Annotated in this window: 26 protein-coding genes; 19 read left to right on the forward strand and 7 right to left on the reverse strand. The window is 66.8% G+C overall.

Features of this window, described 5'->3' with window-relative positions; all coding sequences use genetic code 11:
* Positions 1–71 precede the first annotated feature (71 nt).
* The 4 genes from ABRP28_RS06090 to ABRP28_RS06105 all read right to left on the reverse strand — a co-directional run bounded on the left by ABRP28_RS06090 (position 72) and on the right by ABRP28_RS06105 (position 5,591).
* Complete coding sequence (locus tag ABRP28_RS06090) at positions 72–2,624, reverse strand: cation-transporting P-type ATPase (RefSeq protein WP_350002437.1); 2,553 nt, start codon at positions 2,622–2,624, stop codon at positions 72–74.
* Complete coding sequence (locus tag ABRP28_RS06095) at positions 2,621–3,085, reverse strand: universal stress protein (RefSeq protein WP_350002438.1); 465 nt, start codon at positions 3,083–3,085, stop codon at positions 2,621–2,623. The genes ABRP28_RS06090 and ABRP28_RS06095 overlap by 4 nt, the downstream gene beginning before the upstream one ends.
* A gap of 66 nt (positions 3,086–3,151) precedes the next feature.
* Positions 3,152–5,137, reverse strand: a complete 1,986-nt coding sequence (locus tag ABRP28_RS06100) for a heavy metal translocating P-type ATPase (protein WP_350002439.1) — start codon at positions 5,135–5,137, stop codon at positions 3,152–3,154.
* Positions 5,109–5,591, reverse strand: a complete 483-nt coding sequence (locus tag ABRP28_RS06105) for a pyridoxamine 5'-phosphate oxidase family protein (protein ID WP_350002440.1) — start codon at positions 5,589–5,591, stop codon at positions 5,109–5,111. The genes ABRP28_RS06100 and ABRP28_RS06105 overlap by 29 nt, the downstream gene beginning before the upstream one ends.
* A 142-nt stretch (positions 5,592–5,733) precedes the next feature.
* On the opposite strand from ABRP28_RS06105, the gene ABRP28_RS06110 reads away from it, so the two are divergent.
* The 8 genes from ABRP28_RS06110 (at position 5,734) to ABRP28_RS06145 (ending at position 11,489) form a co-directional block, all read left to right on the forward strand.
* Positions 5,734–6,204, forward strand: a complete 471-nt coding sequence (locus ABRP28_RS06110) for a pyridoxamine 5'-phosphate oxidase family protein (protein WP_350002441.1) — start codon at positions 5,734–5,736, stop codon at positions 6,202–6,204.
* A 14-nt stretch (positions 6,205–6,218) separates the two neighbouring features.
* Entirely contained in the window at positions 6,219–6,590 is a 372-nt protein-coding gene (locus tag ABRP28_RS06115; protein WP_350002442.1) for a DUF5655 domain-containing protein, read from the forward strand.
* 101 nt (positions 6,591–6,691) lie between these two features.
* The gene (locus ABRP28_RS06120) at positions 6,692–7,162 is read left to right on the forward strand and encodes a GyrI-like domain-containing protein (protein ID WP_350002443.1); all 471 of its coding nucleotides are present in this window, start codon (positions 6,692–6,694) and stop codon (positions 7,160–7,162) included.
* Positions 7,163–7,184: 22 nt separating this feature from the next.
* On the forward strand, positions 7,185–7,745 hold the full coding sequence (locus ABRP28_RS06125) for a flavodoxin domain-containing protein (protein ID WP_350002444.1): 561 nt from the start codon (positions 7,185–7,187) through the stop codon (positions 7,743–7,745).
* Between the two features lie 156 nt (positions 7,746–7,901).
* On the forward strand, positions 7,902–8,174 hold the full coding sequence (locus ABRP28_RS06130) for a DUF1508 domain-containing protein (RefSeq protein ID WP_350002445.1): 273 nt from the start codon (positions 7,902–7,904) through the stop codon (positions 8,172–8,174).
* 15 nt (positions 8,175–8,189) lie between these two features.
* Entirely contained in the window at positions 8,190–9,152 is a 963-nt protein-coding gene (locus ABRP28_RS06135) for an ABC transporter ATP-binding protein (protein ID WP_350002446.1), read from the forward strand.
* 19 nt (positions 9,153–9,171) lie between these two features.
* Positions 9,172–10,326 (forward strand): ABC transporter permease, encoded by a 1,155-nt coding sequence (locus ABRP28_RS06140; RefSeq protein WP_350002447.1) that lies wholly within the window; start codon positions 9,172–9,174, stop codon positions 10,324–10,326.
* Positions 10,323–11,489, forward strand: a complete 1,167-nt coding sequence (locus ABRP28_RS06145) for an ABC transporter permease (protein ID WP_350002448.1) — start codon at positions 10,323–10,325, stop codon at positions 11,487–11,489. Before ABRP28_RS06140 ends, ABRP28_RS06145 begins: the two co-directional genes overlap by 4 nt.
* A gap of 48 nt (positions 11,490–11,537) precedes the next feature.
* On the opposite strand, the gene ABRP28_RS06150 is transcribed toward ABRP28_RS06145, so the two are convergent.
* Positions 11,538–13,007: a DUF5129 domain-containing protein gene (locus ABRP28_RS06150; RefSeq protein WP_374152937.1), complete on the reverse strand. Its 1,470-nt coding sequence runs from the start codon at positions 13,005–13,007 to the stop codon at positions 11,538–11,540.
* 224 nt (positions 13,008–13,231) lie between these two features.
* Here ABRP28_RS06150 and ABRP28_RS06155 point away from each other — a divergent pair, with 224 nt between their 5' ends.
* The 6 genes from ABRP28_RS06155 (at position 13,232) to ABRP28_RS06180 (ending at position 17,518) form a co-directional block, all read left to right on the forward strand.
* Positions 13,232–14,104: a universal stress protein gene (locus ABRP28_RS06155; RefSeq protein ID WP_350002449.1), complete on the forward strand. Its 873-nt coding sequence runs from the start codon at positions 13,232–13,234 to the stop codon at positions 14,102–14,104.
* A 41-nt stretch (positions 14,105–14,145) separates the two neighbouring features.
* Positions 14,146–14,583 (forward strand): VOC family protein, encoded by a 438-nt coding sequence (locus ABRP28_RS06160; protein WP_350002450.1) that lies wholly within the window; start codon positions 14,146–14,148, stop codon positions 14,581–14,583.
* Positions 14,584–14,710: 127 nt separating this feature from the next.
* A complete protein-coding gene (locus tag ABRP28_RS06165; RefSeq protein ID WP_350002451.1) occupies positions 14,711–15,766 on the forward strand; it encodes a zinc-dependent alcohol dehydrogenase family protein in 1,056 nt (351 codons plus the stop codon).
* Between the two features lie 86 nt (positions 15,767–15,852).
* Positions 15,853–16,383, forward strand: coding sequence for a hypothetical protein (locus tag ABRP28_RS06170; protein ID WP_350002452.1), 531 nt, complete (start codon positions 15,853–15,855; stop codon positions 16,381–16,383).
* Entirely contained in the window at positions 16,380–16,574 is a 195-nt protein-coding gene (locus tag ABRP28_RS06175; protein WP_350002453.1) for a hypothetical protein, read from the forward strand. The genes ABRP28_RS06170 and ABRP28_RS06175 overlap by 4 nt, the downstream gene beginning before the upstream one ends.
* A 56-nt stretch (positions 16,575–16,630) precedes the next feature.
* Positions 16,631–17,518, forward strand: a complete 888-nt coding sequence (locus tag ABRP28_RS06180; RefSeq protein ID WP_350002454.1) for an HNH endonuclease — start codon at positions 16,631–16,633, stop codon at positions 17,516–17,518.
* Here ABRP28_RS06180 and ABRP28_RS06185 read toward each other — a convergent pair.
* Positions 17,515–18,234, reverse strand: a complete 720-nt coding sequence (locus ABRP28_RS06185; RefSeq protein WP_350002455.1) for a Pr6Pr family membrane protein — start codon at positions 18,232–18,234, stop codon at positions 17,515–17,517. The two genes, ABRP28_RS06180 and ABRP28_RS06185, sit on opposite strands and share 4 nt — an antisense overlap.
* Before the next feature lie 54 nt (positions 18,235–18,288).
* Positions 18,289–18,792 (reverse strand): hypothetical protein, encoded by a 504-nt coding sequence (locus ABRP28_RS06190; protein ID WP_350002456.1) that lies wholly within the window; start codon positions 18,790–18,792, stop codon positions 18,289–18,291.
* Positions 18,793–19,030: 238 nt separating this feature from the next.
* Here ABRP28_RS06190 and ABRP28_RS06195 point away from each other — a divergent pair, with 238 nt between their 5' ends.
* The 5 genes from ABRP28_RS06195 (at position 19,031) to ABRP28_RS06215 (ending at position 24,976) form a co-directional block, all read left to right on the forward strand.
* Positions 19,031–20,053 carry a LacI family DNA-binding transcriptional regulator gene (locus tag ABRP28_RS06195; protein WP_350002457.1) on the forward strand — a complete coding sequence of 341 codons (1,023 nt, stop codon included), beginning with the start codon at positions 19,031–19,033 and terminating at the stop codon, positions 20,051–20,053.
* 137 nt (positions 20,054–20,190) lie between these two features.
* Entirely contained in the window at positions 20,191–21,483 is a 1,293-nt protein-coding gene (locus tag ABRP28_RS06200; protein ID WP_350002458.1) for a sugar ABC transporter substrate-binding protein, read from the forward strand.
* A 73-nt stretch (positions 21,484–21,556) separates the two neighbouring features.
* Entirely contained in the window at positions 21,557–22,534 is a 978-nt protein-coding gene (locus ABRP28_RS06205) for a sugar ABC transporter permease (protein ID WP_350002459.1), read from the forward strand.
* 1 nt (position 22,535) lies between these two features.
* A complete protein-coding gene (locus ABRP28_RS06210; RefSeq protein ID WP_066276517.1) occupies positions 22,536–23,414 on the forward strand; it encodes a carbohydrate ABC transporter permease in 879 nt (292 codons plus the stop codon).
* 2 nt (positions 23,415–23,416) lie between these two features.
* Positions 23,417–24,976, forward strand: coding sequence for a glycoside hydrolase family 32 protein (locus ABRP28_RS06215; RefSeq protein WP_350002460.1), 1,560 nt, complete (start codon positions 23,417–23,419; stop codon positions 24,974–24,976).
* Positions 24,977–25,012: the final 36 nt, after the last annotated feature.

A 25,012-nucleotide genomic window follows, 5' to 3' on the forward strand; every position in this document is an offset into this window, starting at 1 on the left:
AAGCACAGGGACTTGAAGGACACAGACGGGCAGCACACGCAGGACCGCCGGCAGGGGTTCCTGGGTGCTGCTCAGCGGGCGCCGCGGCCCCTGAATCCCTTGTAGGCCCAGTCGGCGGCCAGGACCGCCGGTACGGCCAAGGTGGCCACGAGCAGCCCGGCCATCGGCGGCGGGGCCTGGCCCAGCAGGGCGGCGAGCTGCGGCAGGTACAGGCAGGCCGCAAGCACGGCCAGTTCGGCCAGGACGGCCCAGGCCAGGAGCCTGTTCGAGCCCCACCCCAGCCTCCACGGCGGAGCGGTGGCGCTCCGGCAGGCGTAGGCGTTGGCCAGCTGGCCCAGAACCACCGCCGTGAAGGCCGCCCCGGACGCGGCCATGAGAAGCCCGGGTTCCGGCGTTTCGCCCCGGGTCCAGCCGCCGCCGAAGAGCACCACGGAGAACGCGGACATTTCAACCAGGGCCTCCACCGGGCCCAGCACGCAGAAGACCCGCACCATCAGCTGCCGGTCCATCAGGTGCCGCCGCTCCGGCGGCCGGGACAGCACCCGCTTGCCGGGCGGCTCGGCACCCAGGGCCAGGGCAGGCAGCAGGTCCGTACCGATGTCCAGGGCAAGGATCTGCAGGACCCCCAGGGCCAGCGGGAACTGGCCGCCAGAGAGGGCCCAGACCACAAAGGGGGTCAGCTCCGCCACGTTGTCGGTGAGGTGGTAGGTCAGGAAGCGGTGGATGTTCGAGTAGGTGGCCCTGCCCTGCTCGATGGCTGCCACGATCGTCGCGAAGTGGTCGTCAAGGAGCACCAGGTCCGCAGCTTCGCGCGCAACGTCGGTGCCGCTCAGGCCCATCGCCACCCCGATGTCGGCCTCACGGAGGGCCGGGCCGTCATTGACTCCGTCGCCTGTCATGGCCACCACGTGGCCGCGGGACTGCAGGGCCTTGGCAACCCGGAGCTTTTGCTCCGGGGAAACCCGGCTCACCACTACCCCGTCCCGGTCCAGGAGCGCCCCCAGCAGTTGCTCGTCGTCGGGAAGATCCGAGCCCTCCAGGATGCACTCCGGCGCCCCCATCAGCCCGATCTCGCGGGCAATCGCGGCTGCGGTCGCAGGATGGTCGCCGGTGATCATGGCCAGTTTGAGCCCTGCCGTGCGGGCAGTCCGTATGACGTCGGCCACGTCCGGCCGCGGCGGATCGTGGAGCCCGATCAGCCCCAGCAGCTCCATGCCGCGTTCAATGTCCCCGGGAGGGCGGGATGCCCAGGCTTCGGATGGCCCATCGAGCCGCCTGCGCGCCACGGCGATGACACGGAGTCCGCGGGAGGCCATGAGCTGGACCTGGCCTGCAACCTGGCCGTCGGCGCCGCTGCACAGCGGAAGGACGGCCTCCGGTGCGCCCTTGCAGAAGAGGTCCTGCCCCACGATCGCCGACTCCCGCCGTCGTGAAGGATCAAAGGCGAACCGGCGCGAAGGCGCTGTCCGGTTCTCTGCCGCCCCGCCCAAACGCCGCGCCAGCACGTCGATTGCCGCTTCCATGGGGTCGCCAAAGGCCCGCCACTGCCCGTCGTGGAGTTCGGCCCGGCCCTGCGAGGCGGCGAGCGCCGCGAGGGCCGTTTCCGCTGCCTTCTCCTGCCCGTCTCCCTGGACAGCGCCCTCCGGGTTGTAGCCTTCGCCCGCGATGCTGACCGATCCGCCGGAGGTGAAAACCTCGACGGCGTTCATCCGGTTCTGCGTGAGCGTCCCTGTCTTGTCGGTGCAAATGAAGGTGGTGGAACCGAGGGTTTCCACAGCCTCAAGGTTGCGGACCAGGGCGTTGCGGGAGGCCATGCGCTGCGCGCCCATCGCCAGCGACAGCGTCACCGTGGGCAGCAGGCCTTCCGGGACAAGCGCGACGGCAACCCCGATAGCGAACAGGAAGGAATCGCGCCATTCGATCCCCACCAGCAGGGAGACCAGGAAAAACAGGGCGGCGATCGCCAGGGCAAGGGATGCCACCACCCGGACTATCCGGCGCAGTTCCAGGGACAGCGGCGTGGGTGGCGGAACCGCGCCGCTGGTGAGGGCGGAAATCCCCGCCAGCCGGGTCCCGGCACCGGTGGCTTTTACGGTGGCTTCGGCGTCGCCGTTCACCAGGAACGTTCCGCCCCAGGCGGAGTCGCCGGCCGTTTTAGGCACCGGGTCGCTTTCGCCGGTCAGCATCGACTCGTCCACGGCGCAGGCTTGTGCCGTAACAAGGATGACGTCTGCGGGGATGCGGTCGCCTGCCGTCAGGAGCACGGCGTCGTTGACCACCAGCTCACTGGCGTGGACTTTGCGGACCCGCCCGTCCCGCCGCACCATGACGTCTGCCGGCAGCAGCCCGCGCAACCTGGCCGCGGCGTGCTGGGCCCGTTCCTGCTGGATGTGGGCAAAGACCCCGTTGACAAGTACGACGACGATGATCGCCACGCCCAGCTGCGGCAGGTCCGCGAGGAAGGCCAGGGCTGCCGCGCACCACAGCATGAGGGCGAAGAAGTGTGTCAGCTCCCCCCAGAGTTTCCGCCACTGCGATACTGACTTCTCGGCAGGGAGGACGTTGGGCCCTGCCTTCTCCAGGAGTTCCGCAGCCTGGCCGGAGGTCAGGCCCGCCGCTGTCATGGCACGTCGTCCGCCTCCTGGCCCACCAGGAGCACCGGGCACACGGAGTGTGCCGCGCACGCCTTGCTGACCGAGCCCATGGATGTGCCGAGGAATCCTCCCTCACCGTGCCGCCCGACCACCAGCAGCCGCGCGCGCCGGCTCTCGTCCACGAGGACTTTTCCGGGCGGGCCGAACCTGACCGTGACGTCGATGTTCTGCGGCCGCCCACCGGTGAATGCCCGTCCCAGGGCTTCCTCCACCAGGCGGGCGGCGGTTTCCTCCAGCCGCGCAGTCAACGGGTGCTCGCCGCCTTCGAGGTGCGCCACCACCAGGTAATCGGGCATGCCGATGCAGGTGATGACCTCCAGCCGCGCGCCAAGGCGGGCGGCGAGGGCCCCGGCGTACCGCAGGGCGGCGGAGGAATACTCGGAACCGTCAACGCCCACAATCACAGGCTTGGACACTGTTTCTGCGTTCATACCCACCACCTTCGCCACTCCCGGCGGACGGCGGAAGGGCCGAAGGTCATGCCGGGCCCTTCAGGCTCAGCCCCGGCCTGCGGGATTCCGCGGCCGGGCCGGGCGCAGCGCCCTCAGCCCATTGAGGATCGTGGCAAGGTCCACGAGTTCCTGCAGGAGGGCGCCGGTGACCGCTGGAATGTAGCCCGTCATGGCCACAGCCATCAGGCCGACGCTCAGCCCTATTCCTGTCCAGATGCTCACCATAGCCACCGCCACTGTGCGCTTGCCGATTTCGACCGCCACGGCCACCCTGGACAGATTGTCGAGCATGATCACAACGTCCGCCGATTCGCTTGCGGCGGTTGCGCCTTTTGCCCCCATGGCGATGCCCACGTCAGCGGCGGCCAGGACGGGGGCGTCATTGACGCCGTCGCCCACCATGATGACGGGCCGTTCCCGCACGGCTGCCACGGCATTCACCTTGTCCTCCGGCAGGCAGTCAGCCTGGACATGGCGGATGCCCGCTTCCTCGGCGATGTGGGCCGCAGTCCCGTGGGCGTCTCCGGTCAGCAGCATGGTGTGCCGCACTCCCAGCCGGTGCAGCCGGGCCAGGGTGTCCCCGGCGTCGCCGCGCAACGGGTCCTTCATGATCAGGGCCCCGGTATACCTGCCATTGACGGCGACGTAAATGGCCAGCTGTCCGCTGTGGAGGACAGCTTCCCGGAAGCCCTCCGACGCGTCCCGGACCAGCCCCGCCTTGCCCACCACCACGGTATCCCCGCCACAGACGGCTTCGACGCCCTGGGTGGCATGTTCCGTAGCACGGGTGACGGGAAGGAGCTCAAGGTTGCGCTCGGCGGCGGCCTCGATCACCGAGGCCGCCAGGACGTGCGAGGAGTACTGCTCGGCTGAGGCGGCGAGCTGCAGGATCCGCTCCGCGCTCATCGCCGCACCGGCGGATGGTCCCTGGTCCTGTGCAACCTGGACCATGTCCAGGACCGGCCGTCCCGAGGTCAGCGTTCCGGTCTTGTCAAAGACGGCGGTCCTGGCTTTGGCTAGCTGCTCCAGGGTCCCGGTGTTCTTGATGATGATGCCCCGGTGGGCCGCCTGGCTGGTGCCGGCGAGGAACGCCACCGGCGCCGCGATCAGGAGCGGGCAGGGGGTTGCCACCACCAGGACCTGGGCGATGCGCACGGGATCCCCTGACAGGGCCCAGGCTGTTCCGGCCATGAGAATCGCCAGCGCGGTAAAGGGAACGGCGTACCGGTCCGCAAGGCGGACCACCGGGGCCCGGCTGGACGCCGCTTCCTCCACCAGGGCGATGATGCGGCTGTACTGTGAATCCCTGGCCGTGGCGGCCGCCCGCATCCTGATGGCCGTCTCGCCGTTGACGGAGCCGCTGAGCAGGAGTTCCCCCCGGGTCCGTTCAACGGGCAGGCTCTCCCCCGTCAGTGAGGATTCATCCATGCTTGCGGCGTCGGACAGGAGCTCACCGTCAACCGGGACCAGCTCGGAGGGGCGCACCACCAGCACATCGCCGGGAACCACTTCGCCCACGGGTGTTTCTTCCAGGACTGATCCGGCGGCTTCCCGGTGGGCGAAGCGGGGCGCCCTTGCCAGCAGGGACTTCAGTTCGCGTGCTGCCCGTCCCTGGGCGAAGGTTTCCAGCGCTTCCCCGCCGGAGAGCATGAGGATCACCACGAGGGCAGCGAGGTACTCGCCCACCCAGACGGTGCTGGCAATGGCCATCAGCGCCAGGACGTCGATGCCCCAGCGGCCCTCGCGGAGCGAGCGGAACATCGCTGCGGCACGGATGGCGGCGACGACGGCGGCATAGGCGGACGCGCCGAGCCTGGCGGGCTGTTCCAGTCCGGACTGCAGCAGCATCCCGGTGACGGCGAGCACCAGGCACGTCAGCGCCACCAGGGGGTACTGACGGATCAGCGCCGAGGCCCTGCCCGGGAGCGACTGGCCGGGCTCCTCCTCGGGGCCGGCCGCCTGCCGCGGTACCGGAGTGCCGGGCGGGGCGGCCGGCTTTCCCTCAGGCAAGGCCCGCCCGCGCCGGATCATCCAGGTGGCTCCACCAGGTCAGGGGGGAGGTTACGGTGAACCGCCTGCCGCTTACCGTCGTCGGAACAATCCGCACAAAGTGGTCCTTGTGGCCTGCCTGCCAGGGAAAGAGGGTGAGGCCAACGCCAGTCATCAGCTCCGGTGAGGGCTCCAGGACCTCGGCATGGCCCTTCACCTGGACGCTCCAGGCGGTCCGTTTGTCCTGGTCAGTGCCGTCCGCTTCGAGTGCGACGGCGGAGGGCCGGGCCGCGGCGTGGAGCTTTGTCCCTTCTCCGGTGCGGAAGACCACCGATCCGTGATCCACCTTGTAGTTCACGGGGAAGATCTCCGGATGGCCGTCAACCAGGACTGCCAGGTGGCCGACCGACACCCCGCGCAGGAGGTCCCAGCAGGCGTTCGCGTCCAGGACTTCCACTGCGGATGAGGCATTCCGGTCCGGTGGGTTGTTGCGCATACACCTGAAAGTACTGCCGCCCGGCCGGAACCGCTAGGGCATTTAGGCCCGGGCCGGCCCTTGGAGGAGGGGTGCGCCCGGCGGGCAGGTCAAAGGTCTTTGGGCCCTGTCAGGGAAGTGGCGCGCGCCTTAGGATCTGGGCATGACCGACAAGAAAATCGCTCCTGAAGCAGAAATCCTCGACTCCAATGAGTGCTGGAGGCTGCTGGAACAAACGAGTATCGGACGGCTTGGCGTCATCGTCGACGGACAGCCGGACGTCTTCCCGGTAAGTTTCAAGCGCGACGGCGAGGGCCTGGTCTTCCGGACGGGCAGCGGAACAAAGCTGCAGGCTATTGAGGCGAACTCGATGGTCGCGCTGGAAGCGGACAGCGTGAGTGCCGAGTTCGGCCTGGCCTGGAGTGTTGTGGTCAAGGGTACGGCTGTCGAGGATGACGCCGCCTCACCCGCCCTGAATGAGACACGGCGGGGGCTTTTCCCCTGGCAGGGCGTTGGGCAGGACCACCTCATCCGGATCATTCCGCAGTCGGTGACGGGCCGGAGGTTCACGCTGACAGCCACCGGCACCTGGCAGACCCCGTTGAACGAAGCCACCCGCGCAGGCCTCGAGTAGCCACCACCGTCCCGGTGGAAGGCACCGAACCCTGGACCGTTGACCGCTTTTTCGAAGGTTCGGACGCTGCCCGTGCCATCTACGGGGCGGCGGAACGCATGGCATCCGGCATAGGCCCCATGACCGTCCGCGTGTCAAAGAGCCAGGTTTCGTTCCGCCGCCGGCGCGGCTTTGCCTTCCTGTGGCGGCCGGGCACGTACATCAAGTCAGACGTTCCTGTTGTGCTGTCGCTGGCGCTTCCCCACCAGATCCCCTCCCCCCGGTTCAAGGAAACAGCGCACCCCGCCCCGGGCATCTGGATGCATCACCTTGAACTTGTTGACACCAGCCAGCTGGACGGCGAGGTGGAGCAATGGATGCGCCAGGCCTACGAGGCTGCCGGCTGATTTCCGCCGGCCCAACCGCCACGGGGACGGCACGGGGACCGGCACCGTTTAGAGTCCTAAGGCCCTGTCACGCCCGGTGCCCGGGCGCGCAGGCTGGAGCCATGAGTGACTCCGGCCCGCACCCCAGGAAAGTCCATCTCGCGGAGCAGCCGGTCGCCGTCGTCCGTGAACGGGTCCGGATGGACGCGCTGACGGAGTTTTTTGGCCGGGCCTTCGGAACCGTGATGGCAGCAGCCCAGAAGCAGGGCACGGCCCCTGCCGGGCCTCCCTTTGCGTTGTACCGGGGCATCCCCGGGGAGACCGTTGATGTGGAAGCCGGCTTTCCCATGGCCGGTAACTTCAGGGACGCTGACGGGGTGGCCGCCGGAACCTTGCCGGAAACTGATGCCCTCGAAGCCCTGCACATCGGCCCCTACGACACCCTGGAAAACACGTACAACGCGGTCCTCGGGCACATGCGGGCGGAAGGCCTCACCCCGGCGGACATCATGTGGGAGTACTACCTGAGCGACCCCGAAACGGAACCCGACCCCGCAAAGTGGCAGACGCGGGTCATCTGGCCCTTCGCGTGACTGCCGGGCCCCAGGAGGTCCTGTGAGAATCCTCGTTGCCTATGCAACCCGCCATGGTGCGACGGCCGGCATCGCCGAACGCATCGCCTCCTGCCTTGCTGCGGACGGTATCCCGGCCGAGGCCCACCCGGTAGCAGACGTGGACGACGTGGGCTTGTACGACGCCGTGGTGCTTGGCGGCGCCGCCTACATGGGGCATTGGTTGAAGGACGCCACATCATTCGCCAAGCGGCACCAGCGGGAGCTGCAGGCCCGGAAGGTCTGGCTCTTCAGCAGCGGCCCGCTCGGAAACGACGTTGTGGATCAAGACGGCGGGGATGTCCTGCACAGTGCGCGGCCCAAGGAATTCGCGGAACTGCAGGCGCTGCTCCAGCCCAGGGGTGAAGAAGTGTTTTTCGGGTCGTGGAACCCGGAGTCTCCTCCCATCGGCATCGGCGAGCGCCTGGTCCGGCTCGCTCCGGCGGCCAAGGATGCATTGCCGGCAGGTGACTTCCGTGATTGGGATGCCATCGACGCCTGGGCGGACCGCATAGCTGCCGACGTAAAAACGGGCAGCGGACCAGGGTCTGCCCAGGCTGACTGAATGGGTACAACTAGCTCCCGCCGCCGTCCCCCTGGCCCGCCGGCACGGTAGGCCCCGGCAGGCAGCCATAACGGGACCTTGGCCCCTAATGGATTGGCCCGTCCTCTGGCACGGTGGACGGAGGCCAGCTGCACAACCATCGAGGAGAGCACATCTATGGCGGGAACGTTCGAGCTGTTTGCCGATGAGGATTCGCGGATCAGGTTCAGGCTTGTTGCACCGGATGGAACCGTGCTGGCGTTGTCCGGACAGTACCGGGACAAGGACCAGGCTGCCGCCGCCATCAGGGATGTCCGCGAGTGCGCCGGCACGGGCTTGATCCGTGACCTCGCTCCTGCGCCCGGCCCGGCGAAGGCCAGGGCTTCCAGGCGCCCGCACCAGGTCCGCCCTTTCATGCCAAACAAGGAAAAGTCGTTCGGTGCCGCGTAGAAGTCCGTGGAGCCCGTGACGGCTGACGTCCAGACGCACCGTGCCCAGGTCCTGGGCGTCAAAGGCCTGGTCAAGCGCTATGGCGCCCACACCGTCGTCGACGATGTCTCCTTCCACATCGGGGCCGGTGAAACGTACGGGCTGCTGGGCCCCAACGGCGCGGGCAAGACCACCATCATTTCCATGGTGGCCGGGCTGATTCCGGCAGCCTCGGGTTCCATCGAGCTGGCAGGCTCGGTGATGACGCCGGTGAGTACGCGGGTCAAGGGGCACATTGGCCTGGTCCCGCAGGAACTTGCCATCTACCCGGACCTGACGGCGAAGGAAAACCTCCGGTTCCTCGGCCGGCTCCAGGGCCTTCACGGCCAGGAGCTGAAGCGCCGCACCGGGGAGGTCCTGGACCTCATCGGCCTTGCGGACCGGGCGGGCGAGCAGACCAAGAAGTTCTCCGGCGGGATGAAACGCCGGCTCAATATCGGCATCGGGCTGCTGCACCGGCCAACCCTGCTGATCCTGGATGAACCAACCGTGGGCGTGGACCCCCAGTCCCGGAACTCCATTCTGGAATCGGTTGAAGGGCTTGCAACGGAGGGGATGGCCGTCCTCTACACCACCCATTACATGGAAGAAGCGGAACGGCTGTGCGACCGGATCGCCATCATCGACGAAGGACGGATCCAGGCAGAGGGCACCAGGAGCGAACTGGTGGAGCTGACCGGCGGAGTGGACCGCATCGACCTGCACGGCAGCGGAAACACCGGTGCCGCTGCCACAGCACTGCGGCGGCTTGCAGGGGTGCAGCATGTCGACGGCGGTGCGGCGGGTCTGACGCTGACGGTGCACAACGGCCCCGGCCTTCTCGCCCCCATTGTCGCTGAGGCGGGCGGAGCCGGCATGGCGCTGACGTCCGTGGAGATCGTCCGGCCGGACCTTGAATCCGTCTTCCTGCACCTGACCGGCAAAGCACTGCGGGACTGACGTGCGCGGACTCTGGACAATGGTCGCCAACGACCTCCGGCAGCGTATCCGCGACAAGTCAGTCCTGATCTTCTCCCTCCTTGTTCCCTTGGCACTCATGGGAGTCCTGAATCTGTCATTCGGCGGCTTCGACAGCGGTAGCGCCACCCTGAAGCCCGCCGTCGTCATTGCAAACTCGGAAGACAGCGGGCCGCTTGGCAGCGCACTCCTGGAAGCGGTGGACTCGCTGCCCACCATGGACGTGACCATCCAACGGGCCGCGGCCGGCGATGTCCGGCAGGAAACAAAGGATACGGGGGCCGACCTGGGCATCATCCTGCCGGCGGACTTCACGACGGCCCTGTCCACCGGACGGGCGCTCTCGGTCCAGATCATCGAAGGGGATGCGGCGGGCCTGGAAACCGGTGTCCTGGTCTCCGTGGTGGACGGGCTCCTGCAGCAGTTCTCGGCGGGCACCGTGACAGCCACGGCCGGGGACGTCGCCGGACTCCCCCACGGGGTCCTCGGCGGGCTTGCACAGCAGGCTGCAGCAGGCACGCCTGCCCTGACATTGTCAGAAGGCCAGGCGTCCGCCGAGCAGCTCTCACTCAAGGGAACGCTCGTGGCGGGCCAGACCGGCCTCTTCCTGCTCTTCACGGTCGGGTTCGGGGTCCTGGGGCTGCTGGCCGAGCGGGAGGAGGGCACGCTCGCCAGGCTGCAGTCAACCCCGGTGGCCGCCGGGACAATCATCTCGGCCAAAGCCCTGGTGGGATTCATCCTCGGCGTAGCGGCAACAACCGTCCTGCTCACGGCGGGCAGTGTGCTGTTCGGCGTCTCGTTCGGCTCACCGGCGGTGGTGGCGCTCCTGGTCCTGGCTGTGGCCTCGGCCGCCACGAGCCTGACGTTCATCGTTGCCCGCCTTGTCCGCAGCGCCGAACAGGCCAATATTGCCCAGTCCATCGTTGCCATGCTCCTGGGAATCGCCGGCGGCGCGTTCTTCCCCGTCGAAGCCTCGGGCTTTCTGGCCACGCTCATGGACCTCAACCCCATCGCGGCCTTCATACGCGGCCTGGGCATCACCGCGGGAGGAGGCGGAGTGCCGGACATCGCCACCCCCCTCGCCATCATGCTGGGCTTCGCCGCCGCGGCCACCGTGGCGTCCCGGCTGCTTCCGGACAGGGGTGTCCGGGCATGAGGAGCATCATCGGAATCGCTGCGGTGGAAGTCCGGCTCTTCCTGCGGGACAGGTCCAACATTTTCTTTGTTTTTGTTTTCCCCCTCCTGCTGATCCTGCTGCTGGGCTCGCAGTTCGGCGCCAACAGCGCCCAGGCACGCGTGGCACTGTCCGGCGCGCCGGGGACGGAACTCGCGGAGGCCCTGTCCGGGCAGCTGGAAGAGGACGGCCTTGAGGTGTCCCCAGCCGGAGCCGCATCAGTACGGGACCAGCTGAGCCGCGGAAGGACCGACGTCGGGATCTTCATCAGCGACGACGACGCCGCGGCCTTCGCAGCCGGCCGGCCGGCGGACATCGAAGTGGTGACAGCTTCGCAGTCAGCCGCGCAGGCTGTGCTCCAGGAGGTGCGCGCCTCCATCCAGGCCGTCAGCACGGAACGGCGGCAACAGTCCCTGCTCGAATCAGCAGGAGTGGGCGCACCGGAGGCGGCTGCGGCGCTGAAGCAGGCGAAGGAATCGGTGCAACAGCCCCGGGTGGAGCTGGTGGACACCAACGACGTCACGCAGGTCTTCCAGGGACTGGGCCGGTTCGACCTTGGGGCCACCCAACAGCTCCTCCTGTTCGTCTTCCTGAGTTCCCTCACCGGTGCCGCCACCCTGATCAAGGCCCGGCGGCTGGGGGTCATAGCCCGCGTCATGGCGGCGCCCGTTTCAAGCTGGCAGGCGCTCGCGGGCCAGGCGCTGGGCCGGTTCGGCATCGCGGCGGTCCAGGGCGGGTACATCATGGCTGGCACGGCCCTGCTGTTCGGCGTCGACTGGGGGGATCCCCTGCTGGCGGGCTTGGTTTTGGCATTCTTTTGCGCAGTCTCGGCCGCGGCAGCGATGGTGGTTGGCGCGCTGATGGATAACGACGCCGCCGCGGCCGGTGTGGGGGTGGGACTGGGTTTGGTGCTGGCAGGGTTGGGCGGTTCCATGGTGCCGCCGGAATTCTTCTCCGAGGCGCTGCAGGCAGTGTCCCGCGCGACGCCGCACCGCTGGGCGTATGACGCTTTTGCGGATATCCAGCGGCATGACGGCACCCTGGTGGACATCCTTCCGCAGCTCGGGGTCCTGGCCGCCATGGCACTGGCGCTGCTGGCGCTGGGGTCATTCCTGCTGCGCCGGAGCCTCAGCCGGGCGCTGTAGTTCCGGTTTGACCGGCCCGGCCCGCCGCTCCTGGAGCCGGGCCGAAATTTAGAAACTGGACGAGCTGCCGGACCCGGAGAAGCTCCCGCCGCTGCTTCCATAACCGGTGGTGCTGCCGCCTCCGCCCCGGGCGGAACTGACGCTGCTGACTCCCGTGTTCAGCCCGGAATTGAAGGTGGCCACGGAGAAGAAGTGGTAGGACGGGTAGACGGTGCCCAGGATGCTTGGCTCGTAGCTGCGCCGGCGCTTGTGGTTGAGTCCGTCCTGGGCCGCCTCCATCTCCTTTCGCATCAGCTGCGCTTCGCGTTCGTTCTTCGCAAATCCCCCAATGACTGTCTGGGCATGGTTTTCCAGGAGCACGGCGAGCCTGGACCGGGCATCGTAGAGGTGGTCCAGCGCCTTTTCCGGACTGATTTTCTCCTCGGCAAGCTCCGCCGTCCACCGTTCGATTTCACGCAGGCTCTGGTCGCGGAAGGACCGCAGCGCCGCCGCCGTCGCCGAATCCCCCTGCCCGTGGCGCTTGGTGAGGAGTTGCTCCAGGCCCGCGAGGTCCTTGCGGAAGGGGGCGAGCTGGCGGTCCCACGCGGTAGGCCACGTGCCGGCCTTGTTGAGGAGGGCGTTGGTGTCGGCGATGACATCGTCCAGCGCGTCGAGCTCGGATGCCGCATCCGCGTACTCCCGGGCGAGCTTCAGGTGCCTGCGGCGGCCCAGGTCCCGCCTGGACAGCGCATGCACCTTGTTTGAGAGCTGGCTGGCGGTGTTGTACCGGTTCAGGAACGTGCGGTGCTTCTCCAGGACGTGGCCTCCGTACCGCGACGATTCCGGAATGGTGCCCGCGTTCAGTTCTGTCACCTCAAGGTCCATGCTGACGTTGGCGTAGCCATGGTCACCGCGCTCAATCTCCTTCCGGCTGGAGGACCTGGTCACGGCCCGCACGATGAGCCAGGCAGCGGCACCCAGTGCCGCTGTTCCTGCCGTCACCCAGGCCGTGACCAGGAAAGCGGCGGACCGGTACCACGGCTGGTTGATGAGCCCGGCCGCACGGCGGACCCCAGCGATGGTTCCGTCCGTCCACTGAGCGTCACGGAGGAGATCCTTGGCCGCGTCCTGGATGTCGTTCCGCTGCTCCAGGGACACTTTCCGGTCCTCGCCCATGTACGTTCCAACGTGGCGGCCCACCGGATCAAGGGCGAAGATGAAGAGCCCGTCGGCCCACTTCTGCCCGTCCGCGCTGATCCACTCCGGATGCTCGCTCCGGGCATACCTCAGGACCTCTTCATTGAGGTTATCCTCGGCGCTGCCGTTGTAGGTGTAGACGGCAACCCGCGTGGGCGCGTAGAAGTCAATGCCCTCCAGGGCCGGAACCAGCTTGTTCCGGTCCAGGACGCCGGCAGTGTCCTCCACCCATACAGAAACCGGCGGATCAGCGAAGGCAACGGCTGCTCCGCCCGGCAGCAGCGCTGCCAGGACCAGCAGCAGGCCCACAAGCCTGTGCACTGCGGTGTTTATCTGCGTCACCTGGCTGCTCCCCTGCGCGCGGCCTTGCCCGCGACCCGGCCCGGCGTGATGTTTTCCTGCCACGCAGCCATGCGGTGCTCCTCAATCCTCAGCACGTGTTGCTTCCCGCTGCTGTGTGGTGCTCTGCTTGGATCAGCGGTTACACAGGAACCCCCGCCATCATCATGGAGCCTCAGGAGAAGCCACCACAGGGCCGAAGGTCCCCCGAGCAGGAGCGCAGAGCTATGCAGGATTCGAGATCTATCGTTGCCGGCTATGACGGTTCGGCTGAAGCTGCAGCTGCCATCCAGTGGGCGGCGGAACAGGCGCGCCTGCGCAGCCGCCCCCTACTTGTGGTGCACTGCTCCATCTGGCCGCTGCTGACCAGGAACCTCGGCCCCGTTCCGGGCGTTGCGGACAGCGGGCTGGAGCGGGCAGCGCAGGAAATTCTTGAGGAGGGCATCAGCCGTGCCGAAGCGGCGGCACCTGGGCTGAAGGTTGAAGGCACCCTGCTGCACGGACTGCCGGCGTCCTACCTCGCAGAGATCTCTTCCGGGGAGGAGATGATCGTCGTCGGCAGCCGGGGCCTGGGCGGGTTCCTGGGCCTGCTGGTGGGATCCGTGAGCCTGGAACTGGCAGCCACGGCGGCATGCCCGGTAGCCGTGATCCGGCCTGATCTTCACCCTGGCGGGCCCGTCGTCGTCGCGGTGGACGGCCTGGGATCCCCCACTGCGCTGGAAGACGCCTGTGCACTCGCCTCGGCCTGGGAGACAGGCCTCACCATCGTCCACGTCCGCCACACGCCGCCAGGGTACGGGCACCGGGAAATGCCCGACGCCGACGCTGCCGCCGGGGAGGTCCTCAGTTCTGCCCTGGACCGTGCCCGGGCCCTGGCCCCCGCTGTCCCTGCCGAGGGAAAGGTGCTCACCGATACCTCAGTGGCCCACGCCATCCTCAGGGCCTCGGAAGGCGCACGGATGCTGGTTGTGGGAACCAAGGGCCAGGGGTTCCTCCGGGAGACAATAGGTTCCACGGCCCACGCTGTGCTGCACCATGCCCGCGGTCCGGTCCTCATCTCCCGCCGCGGCACGGCCGCCCGCATCAGGGGAGAACAATAGGGGCGCTGGAGCTGGTGGAGCCGCCTTGGTACCTTCAACGCATGGCCATCAAATTCGAGAATGTCGGTATCGCCGTTCGGGACCTCGAAGCAACTATCGCCTTCTTTACCGACCTCGGGCTCACCGTGGTTGGCCGTGACACGGTCAGCGGCGAGTGGACGGACACTGCCGTTGGACTGGACGGCAACCACGCCAAGATTGCGATGCTCCAGACGCCAGACGGCCATGGTCAACTTGAGCTCTTTGAATACATCCACCCCGAAGCGAATGAAACGGCCCCAACCCGCCCCAACGACATTGGCATGCACCGCATTGCCTTCTCTGTCGACAACCTGGACACAGCCCTTGAAGTGGCCGCGAAGCACGGATGCCATCCACTGCGCGGCGTGGCGACCTACGGCGACGCCTATAAGCTCACATACCTCCGCGGCCCCAGCGGAATACTCGTGATGCTCGCCGAAAAACTGCAGGAAGGCTGACACCCGCGAACGGCACGATCCCGGCCCCGGGACCTAGGACCCTTATGGATCTTGGGCCCCTCCTCCATCCTTGAGGTTGACGCAGCATCCAGGAACCACTGGATCGGGCAACCAGCAAGGAGCAGCAATGAAAGCCATTGTCTACGGCGGACCCGGAAAGAAATCCTGGACCGACGTGCCGGATCCATCGATCATCAAACCCAGCGACGCGATCGTCAAGGTGGACACCACCACCATCTGCGGAACGGACCTGCACATCCTCAAGGGCGATGTGCCGGCAGTGCAGGAGGGACGGATCCTGGGCCACGAGGGCGTGGGAACCATCACGGAAGTGGGTTCGTCCGTGACCACCCTGAAACCAGGCGACAGGGTCATCATTTCCTGCATCAAATCCTGCGGCCACTGCGCCAACTGCAAGACCGGGCTCTACTCCCATTGCCTGGGCGACGAAGGCGCATCGGGAATCGGCTGGGTATTCGGCCACCTCATCGACGGAACCCAGGCTGAATATGTCCGTGTTCCCTACGCCGAGAATTCCCTCCACCTCCTCCCGGAAGGGGTCACCGACGAACAGGCCGTCATGCTCTCGGACATCCTCCCCACCGGCTTCGAAATCGGCGTCCAGTACGGCCGCGTCAAGCCCGGGGACACGGTGGCGGTGGTGGGAGCCGGCCCGGTGGGACTGGCCGCGATTGCAACGGCGGGGCTCTATGGGGCGGCCACCATCATCGCCATAGACCTTGACCAAAACCGCTTGGAGCAGTCCCGCGCGTTCGGGGCCACCCACGTTGTGCTGTCCGGTGATTCCGACTGGAAGGACCAGGTGCTGTCCCGTACGGACGGGCAGGGCGTGGACGTTGCCATTGAGGCCGTGGGCATTCCGGCCACCTTTGGCATGTGCACCGAGATCGTCCGGCCGGGTGGCACGGTTGCCAACGTTGGCGTGCACGGCAAACCGGTGGAACTGCACCTGGAGAACCTCTGGATCCAGAACATCAACATCAGCATGGGACTGGTTAACGCCAACACCACGCCGATGCTCCTGAAACTCGTTGCGCAGAAGAAGCTGCCCGCAGAAAAGTTCGCCACCCACCATTTCCGCTTTGAGCAGTTCATGGACGCGTACGACACCTTCGCCCGGGCAGCCGAGACCAACGCACTGAAGGTCGTCATCACGGCCTGACGGGCGCTTCCTGACGTGCGCTTCCTGATGGGCGCGGCGCGGGGGCGTCACCGGCTGGCAGCCAGACTGAGGCCTATGCTGGTCCAGTGACCGCTGCCCCCTCCCCAAGCCCGCTCGACGTCGTCGTCCATTCCGGACCGGCTGACTGGTGGGTCATCCTTGCCGGGCTGGGTCCCCTGGCCGTCCTCATCGCTGCCCTGCTGGCGTTCTACATCAACTGGCGAACGCTCAAGCAGCGCACTGCTGCCGATGCCACTGCGCTGGAGCAGAAGCGGGAAGCGGACGCCCATGCCCTGCTGCAAAAAACCGAGGCGGACAGCCGCGCGGAATGGTGGCGCCGGACGCAGTGGGCCCTGGACCGGGCACTGGACCATGACGAGGGGACAAAGGCCCTGGGACTGGCAACCCTGGAGGTCCTGGCGCGCAGCGAACTGGCCCGCAACGAAGAGCTTGAGTTGTTCGACATCGCCTGGAAGAGCGTGTGGGGCGATGAGAACGCGGACGACGACGGGCAAGGCACCGGGGCGGACCAGGAGACGGCGTTCGTGGACGCCGGTGGCAACTTAGGCGAGAATGGAACCACGGGTGAAGACAATACCAAGGAGGTTGGACCATGAGCGCGGCATCGTCTGAACACCGGTTCGTCCATACTCCGCGGAGCGCCGCCGCCAAGCCGGCCCCGAAGAAAGTCACCCCTGCCGAGCATCGTGTCCAGGTGGCTGCTGCCAGGCTGCGCGTCACGCTCGACCAGCGGCTCGGCCGCGAAACCCCCGCCAGGACCAAGGCGCTGGCCAAGGAACCCATCTAGGTTCCGTTCTGCAGGCTGTTAGGGCCAACGCACGTGTGTGCTGGATTGGGTGAGTAGTGGCTGCAGTAATTCTTGGATGGAACCCCACCGGATCCGGACGCTGGGACTACCGTGACGCCGTCGACCTCGTGGCGGAGTCCGGAAGGTTTCTGCAGCGCTGGAGCGCTGACCAGCCACTCAACGTCACCGCAGGAACTGAAGCCTGGCTGTTCGTCCAGGGAAGCAGCGACGCAGGCACCGGGCTGATCGGCCACGGGGTGGTCATGTCCGAGCCGTACCAGACGCTGCCCGGAGACAGCGCCGCCGAGTGGCACGTCAGCATCCTGTTCGACGCGCTGCTCCCCCTCGGTGAGCAGGTCCGCCAGGATGCCCTCCGCGCAGCAGCCGCCGGGATTCCCTGGGGTGAGGCGATTCAGCGCCCAGGCGTTGCCGTTCCTGGCCATGAGGAGCCGGGCCTTCGCCGTCTGTGGCGGGACCTCGGGCCCGCGGCGACCGGTTTTCCGCACGTTGTTTCGGGGACCTGCCCGCCGGACACTGTCAGCACGCTCGACGTGAACCGCTATGAGCGGAACCCGGACGCCCGCCGGGTGTGCCTGGCGTTCCATGGCACCTCCTGCGCCGCCTGCGGGTTTTCCTTCGAGGTCTTTTATGGCGACGCCGGCTCCGGGTCGATTGATGTACACCACGTGGTGCCGCCGGAGCTGCTGGGGAGCGGGTACCAGCTGGATCCCGTTGCCGACCTCGTGCCGCTGTGCCCCAACTGCCACTCCCTGGCACACAGCAGTGCCGGCCCGCCGCGCACCGTGTCTGAGCTCCGGCACATCATTTCCGCCTCCGGCCACCTGAGGGGCCAGGTGGTCAGCGACCTTGCCCTCCAAGCCCAGGACGATGCGCGGAGGATTCTTGAAGGACCGCCGGTTCACCGGCAGGAGCCCCGGCGTTAGGTTGCCGGGCCTTCGCGCCGGAGGCGTCCAAGGGCGAGTGCGGCGCGCGCGTTGCCGGCAAGATGAACCAGGGCCGCGATCACCAGGAAGGCAACTAGAACCCGCGCTACGGACGCCAGGGCAGCAGGCCAGCCGCCCTCAAGCGTGGGATCCAGGAAGTCGTAGACGTACCAGCCGTCCATGGAACCCCGCACCCACGAAAAGATGAGGAAGGCCACCGGGTAGGCAAGCCACGCCAGGGGCCGCCACCAAGGACCGCGCACCGTCCTCGTGACCAGGAGCCAATCGAGGAGAACATACAGCGGAGCCAGGCGGTGGTGGGCCATCTGCGGCCAGTACAGGTCCCAGCTCCACCAGGGTTCACCCGGCGGCGCCACGAGGACAATGTAGATGAGTCCCGTCATCACCAGGTAGAGGACGAACGCGCCGAAGAGCTGGTCCCACCAACGCGGAAGCCTGGCTGCCGGCCATGCCGCCGATGCGATCAGCAGGAGCCCGAGGCCGAGGTTCGCCTGGACGGTGAATTCCGAATACAGCTGGAAGATGTCGACGTCGTTGCCCGCCAGGGTGGCATCGTAGGTCTTCTGCACGAGGGCAGCGAGCACGAACCCGCCTACCAGCAGCCGGACCACCCTGACCCACGGGCTGTCCGGGTGCAGGGCCCTGCCCGGGCGGTGATGCTCCTCCAGGGGAACCAGCTTGCGTGGGCTGCTCATCCGCAAAGTGTTGCACGCCAGGTACGTCCCTGCGCAGGGCACAAAGACCGTCTGTCAGCGGCTTTCAGCTGCTTCGACCGTCATGTTTCGCATTCCGCTGTAGGCCATGGCGGCCCCCGCCAGGAATATGAGGACCGCAAGGTAAACCGGGCCCAGGTGTCCCAGCGTTGCCAGGCCCCGCGGGTAGTGCGCCGGGAGGGACACCGCGAGGCTGACGGCCGTGATGGTGACGGTTGCGGCGAAGGCCCACCGTTCCCCCCGCCGCACCCCGAACCAGGACAAGGCTGCGATAGCCAGCCCGGTGGCAGCGATGAAGCCGCTGAGCGCAATGTGCAGGTGGCTAATGTAGTGGTACAGCTGGGGGCTGAACGCCTGAACCTCCGCCCTGCTCTTGTCCACCTGTTCGGGGCCGATGCCCAGCTCCAGGAAGGCGCCCGAAAAGTTGAGAGCCAGGAAGACTGCGGCGTACCCCACGAAGGCCAGCCCGGCGAGTGCCATCAGCGCGGCTCCGGCCCGGAGCCGTGACTGCTGTGCGGAAGTAGTTTGGATGGCAGGCACGGCCGCCACCCCCTCTCTGATGCACGTCCTTCTTTGATGAGAGTCCCCTGTTCTGTGCCTGTCAAGGGAAATTTTCCGGGAAGATGCGGGCTGGCTTACCCCGGGGAAAAGGGCTTTTGGTCCCCGTCTGCGCGAAGTAGCCGGCAGCGGAATCCGCCAGAAAGCTTGACGGCTGCAAAACGTTTTGCATATAGTGATGCAAGCAACATACAAAACGTTTTGCAAAGGAACGAAGTCAATGGCGACAAAGGTAAACATCCGGGACGTGGCGAAAGCCGCAGGCGTCTCCGTGACCACTGTGTCGCACGCCCTGAGTGAAGCGCACAGCTCCCGGGTCAACGCCCGGACCGTGGAGCACATCAAGGCCGTGGCCGGCGATCTCGGCTACGCCCCGAACCGGCTGGCAAGCGGGCTGCGCAACCAGCGCTCCCAGATCCTTGGCCTTGTCAGCGACGAAATCACCACCACCCCTTTTGCCGGTGCGATGATCCAGGGTGCGCAGGACGCCGCCTCCGAACACGGGCACCTGCTGATGGTGGTCAACTCCGGCCTGGACAACGAACTCGAGCGCCAGGAGATCCGGGCACTGCAGCAGCACCAGGTGGACGGCATCATCTTCGCGCGCATGTTCAACCAGCAGGTATCCGTCCCCGAGGAGCTCCGGGCAGTGCCCACCATCGTGCTGGATGCCACCTCGGACAACCCCGGGCTGTCCTCCGTGGTGCCGGACGAGTTCGGCGCCGGTGACTCCGCCGCCGAGCTGCTGGTCGCGGCGGGGCACCGCCGGATCGCCATGATCAACAACGAGGACGATATTCCTGCCGCCCACGGACGGCTCGCAGGCTTCCGGGCAGCCCTGGACCGCCACGGGCTCCGGCTGCCCGAGGAGTTTGTTGTTGCGGGCCATTCCAGCACAGCGGGTGGGCGGGAAGCGGCGCTGGACCTGCTGTCGAGGCCGGAGCGTCCCACCGCGCTGTTCTGCTTCAACGACCAGATGGCCATGGGCGCGTACCAGGCCGCCGGCCACCTGGGCCTTCGCGTCCCGGAGGATGTTTCGGTGGTCGGCGTGGACAACCTTGAGCTCATCGCCGATGGGCTCTGGCCCGGCCTGTCCACCATGGCACTCCCCCACTACGAGATGGGCCGGTGGGCAGTCCTGAAGCTCCTCAACGAACTCGAAAACCCCGAAGCGCCCCGAACCCACGAAAAAATCCCGTGCCCACTGGTTGAGCGGCAGTCCGTCGCTCCGCCCAAGGGCTGACCGGCACAGCCGGTCCAGCTACTGGCACCGTCACTCTCCACATCTCCCACAAAAACGGGAACGCAGCCGTTGCAGCGGCCGCGTTCCCTGCAGGACCCCGCATCAATCCCCCGCTGTCCAAGCAGAAAGACCGACCCATGAACAAGAAGCTCACCAGGATCCTGGCGACCAGCATAGCCGCTGCCGCCCTCACCGCCACCCTCGCCGGCTGCGGCAAAGGCAGCGCCTCCTCTTCCACGGAAGGATCCGGCGAAATTGCCCTCTGGACCCACAACGCCGGCAACCCGGAGGAGCTGGCCGCGGTGCAGGGAATCGTCGATTCCTACAACAGCAGCCAGGACAAGGTGAAGGTCAAAGTCCAGGCCTTCCCCCAGGACTCCTACAACGATTCCGTGGTCTCCGCGGCCGCCGCCGGCAACCTCCCCTGCATTGTGGACATCGACGGCCCGAACGTGCCCAACTGGGCCTGGGCCGGGTACCTGGAACCCCTCGAACTGGGCACGGACCTGTCCAAGCACCTGCCCAGCACCGTGGCTGAATGGGATGGCAAGCCCTACGCGGTGGGCTACTACGACGTCGCCCTGGCCATGATGGCACGTGCCTCAGACCTGGAGGCGGCAGGTGTCCGGGTTGCCACAATTGAACAGCCCTGGACCAAGGAAGAGTTCCAGGATGCCCTCAGCAAGCTGAAGGCCCTGGGCAAGTGGGAGCACCCGCTGGACCTCGGCACGGCCGGCACCGGTGAATGGCTCCCGTACGCCTACTCCCCCTTCCTGCAGTCCTTTGGCGGCGACCTGGTGAACCGCGACGGTTTCCAGAGTGCCGAGGGTGAGCTGAACGGTGACGAAGCAGTGGAGTGGGCCAACTGGTTCCACGGGCTTGCCGACGAAGGGTTCATGGCCAAGAAGAGCGGCAAGGATTCCACCCAGGACTTCCTGAACAACAAGAGCGCCATCGTGTACACCGGCTCATGGGCTGGGGAGAAGGCCAAGGAGACCCTCGGTGACGACCTTGTGGTCATGCCGCCGGTGGACCTCGGCCAGGGCCCGAAGATCGGCGGCGCATCCTGGCAGTGGGGCGTCACCAGCGGCTGCACCGATACCGGCGCAGCCATGGACTATCTGGCGTATTCGCTGAAGCCGGAAAACATCGCCGCGGTGGCCAAGGCCACCGGCGCCATTCCGGCCAGCGAGGAGGCTGCGGCCCAGATTCCCAGCTTTGCCGAGGGCGGTGCCAACCGGATCTTCATGGACTTCTCCCGGGAATACGCTGTCATGCGTCCTGAAACACCCGCCTACCCCTTCATTGCCACCGAGTTCGGCAAGGCCACCCAGGACATCCTGAACGGGGCCGACCCCCAGTCCACGCTGGACAGCGCCGTGAAGGCGATCGACGCCAACATCAAGTCCAACGGCGGCTACAAGAACTAGCCGGAGCACGCCGGATGGCTGCGGCGCCGCAACGCGCCGCAGCCACCCGGCAGCCCGACCTACGGAGACCCCCATGGCAACTGCTTCCCTTCCCACACGCCCAAGTCCAGCCACGCCTGAAACTGCCCCGCCGCCGTCGAACGCGAAAGGCAAGGCCCCCAAGACCCACAGCCGCCCCGGCTTCCGCCGCGAGCAGCTCAGCGGGTGGGGCATGATCGCTCCGGCGGCAGTGCTGCTGCTGGCCTTCATCTTCATCCCGGCCATCCTCGGCTTCGGCCTGGCCTTCACCAACGCACGCCTCATCTCGCCCCGTCCGGTCGAGTTCGTGGGCGTGGACAACTTCGCCCGCCTCTTCTCGGACCCCACGTTCTACCGGGCCCTGCTCAACGTCGCCTACTTCACCGTGGTGATTGTGCCGGTGCAGTCCGGCCTGGCCCTGGTGATGGCGCTGCTGATCAACAAGAAGTTCCGCGGCGTCAATTTCTTCCGCACCGTGTACTTCCTGCCCGTGGTCACCTCCATGGTGGTGGTCTCGCTGCTGTGGCTGTTCATGTACCGCAAGGACGGCCTGATCAACGAGATCCTCTCCGCGGTCAGCTTCGGCCTGATCGACGGCCCGGACTGGCTCGGTGACCCGAACACGGCAATGCCGGCCATCATCATCCTGTCCATCTGGCAGGCGGCCGGCTTCCACATGATCATCTGGCTGGCCGGGCTCCAGGGCATCTCCGGCGAACTGTACGAGGCGTCGCAGCTGGACGGCACCAGCCGCTGGCAGCAGTTCCGCTACGTCACCTGGCCGGGCCTCTTCCACACCCGCAGCCTGGTCCTCGTGACCATCACCATCCAGGCCCTTGGCCTCTTCGACCAGATCAGCGTGATGACCCAAGGCGGTCCGATGGACTCGACCACCACCATCATTTACGAGGCTGTCCAGTCCGGCTACCGGCAGCAGGAAACCTCCTACGCCTCCGCGATCTCGCTGGTGTTCTTCGTCCTTGTGCTGATCGTGTCCGCGGTGCAGCGCCACCTCACGCGGGAGAAAGACTGACATGAAAAACCAACTGTTCCTGAAAGACGCGGGCACCATGCTGGTGCGCATCCTCTTCGCCGTCGTCGCCGCGTTCCCCATCGTCTTTATGCTGGTGTCCTCACTGAAGCCGGATCAGCAGATCTTCGGCGACATGTCCTCCCTGGCCGCGTTCCTGCCGGTGGGCAACATTTCCTTCGACAACTACGCAGCCGTGTTCGACCGCGTCCCGGCCGCACGCTTCCTGCTCAACTCCGTGGGCGTCTCCGCCGTCACGGTCATCCTGGGCATCTTCGTCAACAGCCTTTGCGCCTTCGCCCTGTCCCGTATGCAGGTCCGAGGCAAGAAGATCGTGTTCACAGCGATCCTGGCCACTCTGATTGTTCCCTTCCAGACCCTGGCCCTGCCGCTGGTGTGGTGGGTCAACCAGCTCCCCTACTTCGAGCTGAACGGCTTCAGCCTTGAATTCTCCAAGGGCTGGCTGGACACCTACCAGGTCCAGATCATCCCGTTCATCGCCAACGCCTTCTCGATCTACCTGTTCCACCAGTACTTCGAGTCCATCCCCAAGGAACTCGACGAGGCCGCCCGGATCGACGGCGCTGGCTGGTTCAAGATCTACCGCCAGGTGGTCATGCCGCTGTCCGGTCCGGCCACCGCCACCGTGGCGATCCTGACGTTCCTGCCGGCCTGGAACTCCTACCTCTGGCCGCTGATGGTGGTCCAGTCGGAAGAGCTGCGCCCGGTGATGATCGGCATCCAGTACTTCTTCCAGCTGAACGTCTCATGGGGCGAAGTCATGGCGTACGCGTCGCTCATCACCGTTCCGGTGGTGGTGCTCTTCATCGCCTTCCAGCGTTCGTTCGTCAACAGCATCGCCTCCAGCGGTGTGAAGGGCTGAGCATGGATGTATTGACGACGACGGCCGGGGCACCGTCCGCTTCCGCCGCAGGGACCGCCGGTCCCGCCACTCCAGCCAGTTCCGCGGCGGACCCCTTCCGGCCCGAGTGGCACTTCACCTCAGAACGGAACTGGCTGAACGATCCCAACGGGATGGTGTACCTGAACGGCACGTACCACCTCTTCTACCAGCACAACCCGTTCGGCCCGGACTGGGGCAACATGTCTTGGGGCCACGCAACCTCCCGCGACCTGCTCTCTTGGGAAGAGCAGCCGGTGGCCATCCCGTGCGACGAGCGTGAGGCCATCTTCTCCGGCTCAGCCGTGTTTGACCAGCACAACACCAGCGGGCTGGGCACGGCGGGCAATCCTCCGCTGGTGGCTATTTACACCAGCGCCTACAGCGACGCCTCGCCGCTGGGCGGCCGCCAGGCGCAGTCGCTGGCCTACAGCCTCGACGAGGGCACCACCTGGACCAAGTACTCCGGCAATCCCGTCCTGGACCGCGCGTCCGCGGACTTCCGGGACCCGAAGGTTTTCCGGTACGACGGCGGTGCCGGCAGTTACTGGGTCATGGTCGCCGTTGAGGCGGTGGAGCGCCAGGTGGTCCTGTACAAGTCGGCGGACCTGAAGTCCTGGGAGTACCTCAGCACGTTCGGACCGGCCAACGCCACCGGCGGGGTCTGGGAGTGCCCGGACCTCTTCGAACTGCCCGTGGACGGGAATCCGGCGGACAGCCGGTGGGTCCTTATTGTGAACATCAACCCTGGGGGCATCGCCGGCGGCTCGGCGGGGCAGTACTTCCTGGGAGAGTTCGACGGCGTGGCGTTCCGTTCCGGATCCACCGTCACCGAGGGCCTCCAACAGGACGGCAGCCTCATGCGGGAGTACGGCTGGCTGGACTGGGGCCGCGACTACTACGCTGCGGTCTCCTTCAGCGGGATCGCTGACGGCCGGCGGATCATGATCGGCTGGATGAACAACTGGGACTATGCCGGCTCCACACCCACCGGCGGCTGGCGAAGCGCGATGTCGCTGCCGCGGGAAGTCTCGCTGGCCAGGCTGGACGGAAAAGTGGTGCTGCGCCAGGCTGCCATCGATCCTTTCGAAGGGGCGATATCACCCGGCGTCCGCTGCGGCCCGCGGCCCTTGCCTCCTGGTGTCCTCGAGCTTCCGGCCTCAGCAGCCGTTGCCCGTATTGACGTCGAATTCGAGCCGGGCACAGCAAACAGCGTGGGGCTGCTGGTCCGGGCTGGCAGAGCGGAACGCACCGTCCTCAGCTACGACGTGGAGGAGGGCTTGCTCCGCCTGGACCGGCGGGAGTCGGGACAGGCCGGCTTCCACCACAGCTTCCCTTCCGTTGAAGCCGTCGCGGTGCCGCTGCAGGATGGCCGCCTCCGACTGAAGATCTATTTGGACCGCTGCTCAGTGGAGGTCTTCGCCCAGGACGGGCTCGCCACCATCACGGACCTTGTGTTCCCTGCAGAGGCGAGCACGGCCCTGGCGGTCTTCGCGGAAGGTGAGGGCGCGCACCTCGTGGCGCTCGACGTCGTCGGACGCTGAAGCGGGCAGGTGGTCCCGGTGTTCAGGACCGCCTGT

This window comes from Pseudarthrobacter sp. WHRI 8279 (genome assembly GCF_040224115.2).
Lineage (GTDB): Bacteria > Actinomycetota > Actinomycetes > Actinomycetales > Micrococcaceae > Arthrobacter.

Bases quoted from the DNA above. Each gene is read 5' to 3' on its own strand.
- ABRP28_RS06090 (WP_350002437.1), bottom strand. From the start codon at position 2,624: ATGACAGCGGCGGGCCTGACCTCCGGCCAGGCTGCGGAACTCCTGGAG.
- ABRP28_RS06095 (WP_350002438.1), bottom strand. From the start codon at position 3,085: ATGAACGCAGAAACAGTGTCCAAGCCTGTGATTGTGGGCGTTGACGGT.
- ABRP28_RS06100 (WP_350002439.1), bottom strand. From the start codon at position 5,137: ATGATCCGGCGCGGGCGGGCCTTGCCTGAGGGAAAGCCGGCCGCCCCG.
- ABRP28_RS06105 (WP_350002440.1), bottom strand. From the start codon at position 5,591: ATGCGCAACAACCCACCGGACCGGAATGCCTCATCCGCAGTGGAAGTC.
- ABRP28_RS06110 (WP_350002441.1), top strand. From the start codon at position 5,734: ATGACCGACAAGAAAATCGCTCCTGAAGCAGAAATCCTCGACTCCAAT.
- ABRP28_RS06120 (WP_350002443.1), top strand. From the start codon at position 6,692: ATGAGTGACTCCGGCCCGCACCCCAGGAAAGTCCATCTCGCGGAGCAG.
- ABRP28_RS06130 (WP_350002445.1), top strand. From the start codon at position 7,902: ATGGCGGGAACGTTCGAGCTGTTTGCCGATGAGGATTCGCGGATCAGG.
- ABRP28_RS06140 (WP_350002447.1), top strand. From the start codon at position 9,172: ATGGTCGCCAACGACCTCCGGCAGCGTATCCGCGACAAGTCAGTCCTG.
- ABRP28_RS06145 (WP_350002448.1), top strand. From the start codon at position 10,323: ATGAGGAGCATCATCGGAATCGCTGCGGTGGAAGTCCGGCTCTTCCTG.
- ABRP28_RS06155 (WP_350002449.1), top strand. From the start codon at position 13,232: ATGCAGGATTCGAGATCTATCGTTGCCGGCTATGACGGTTCGGCTGAA.
- ABRP28_RS06160 (WP_350002450.1), top strand. From the start codon at position 14,146: ATGGCCATCAAATTCGAGAATGTCGGTATCGCCGTTCGGGACCTCGAA.
- ABRP28_RS06165 (WP_350002451.1), top strand. From the start codon at position 14,711: ATGAAAGCCATTGTCTACGGCGGACCCGGAAAGAAATCCTGGACCGAC.
- ABRP28_RS06175 (WP_350002453.1), top strand. From the start codon at position 16,380: ATGAGCGCGGCATCGTCTGAACACCGGTTCGTCCATACTCCGCGGAGC.
- ABRP28_RS06185 (WP_350002455.1), bottom strand. From the start codon at position 18,234: ATGAGCAGCCCACGCAAGCTGGTTCCCCTGGAGGAGCATCACCGCCCG.
- ABRP28_RS06195 (WP_350002457.1), top strand. From the start codon at position 19,031: ATGGCGACAAAGGTAAACATCCGGGACGTGGCGAAAGCCGCAGGCGTC.
- ABRP28_RS06200 (WP_350002458.1), top strand. From the start codon at position 20,191: ATGAACAAGAAGCTCACCAGGATCCTGGCGACCAGCATAGCCGCTGCC.
- ABRP28_RS06205 (WP_350002459.1), top strand. From the start codon at position 21,557: ATGGCAACTGCTTCCCTTCCCACACGCCCAAGTCCAGCCACGCCTGAA.
- ABRP28_RS06210 (WP_066276517.1), top strand. From the start codon at position 22,536: ATGAAAAACCAACTGTTCCTGAAAGACGCGGGCACCATGCTGGTGCGC.
- ABRP28_RS06215 (WP_350002460.1), top strand. From the start codon at position 23,417: ATGGATGTATTGACGACGACGGCCGGGGCACCGTCCGCTTCCGCCGCA.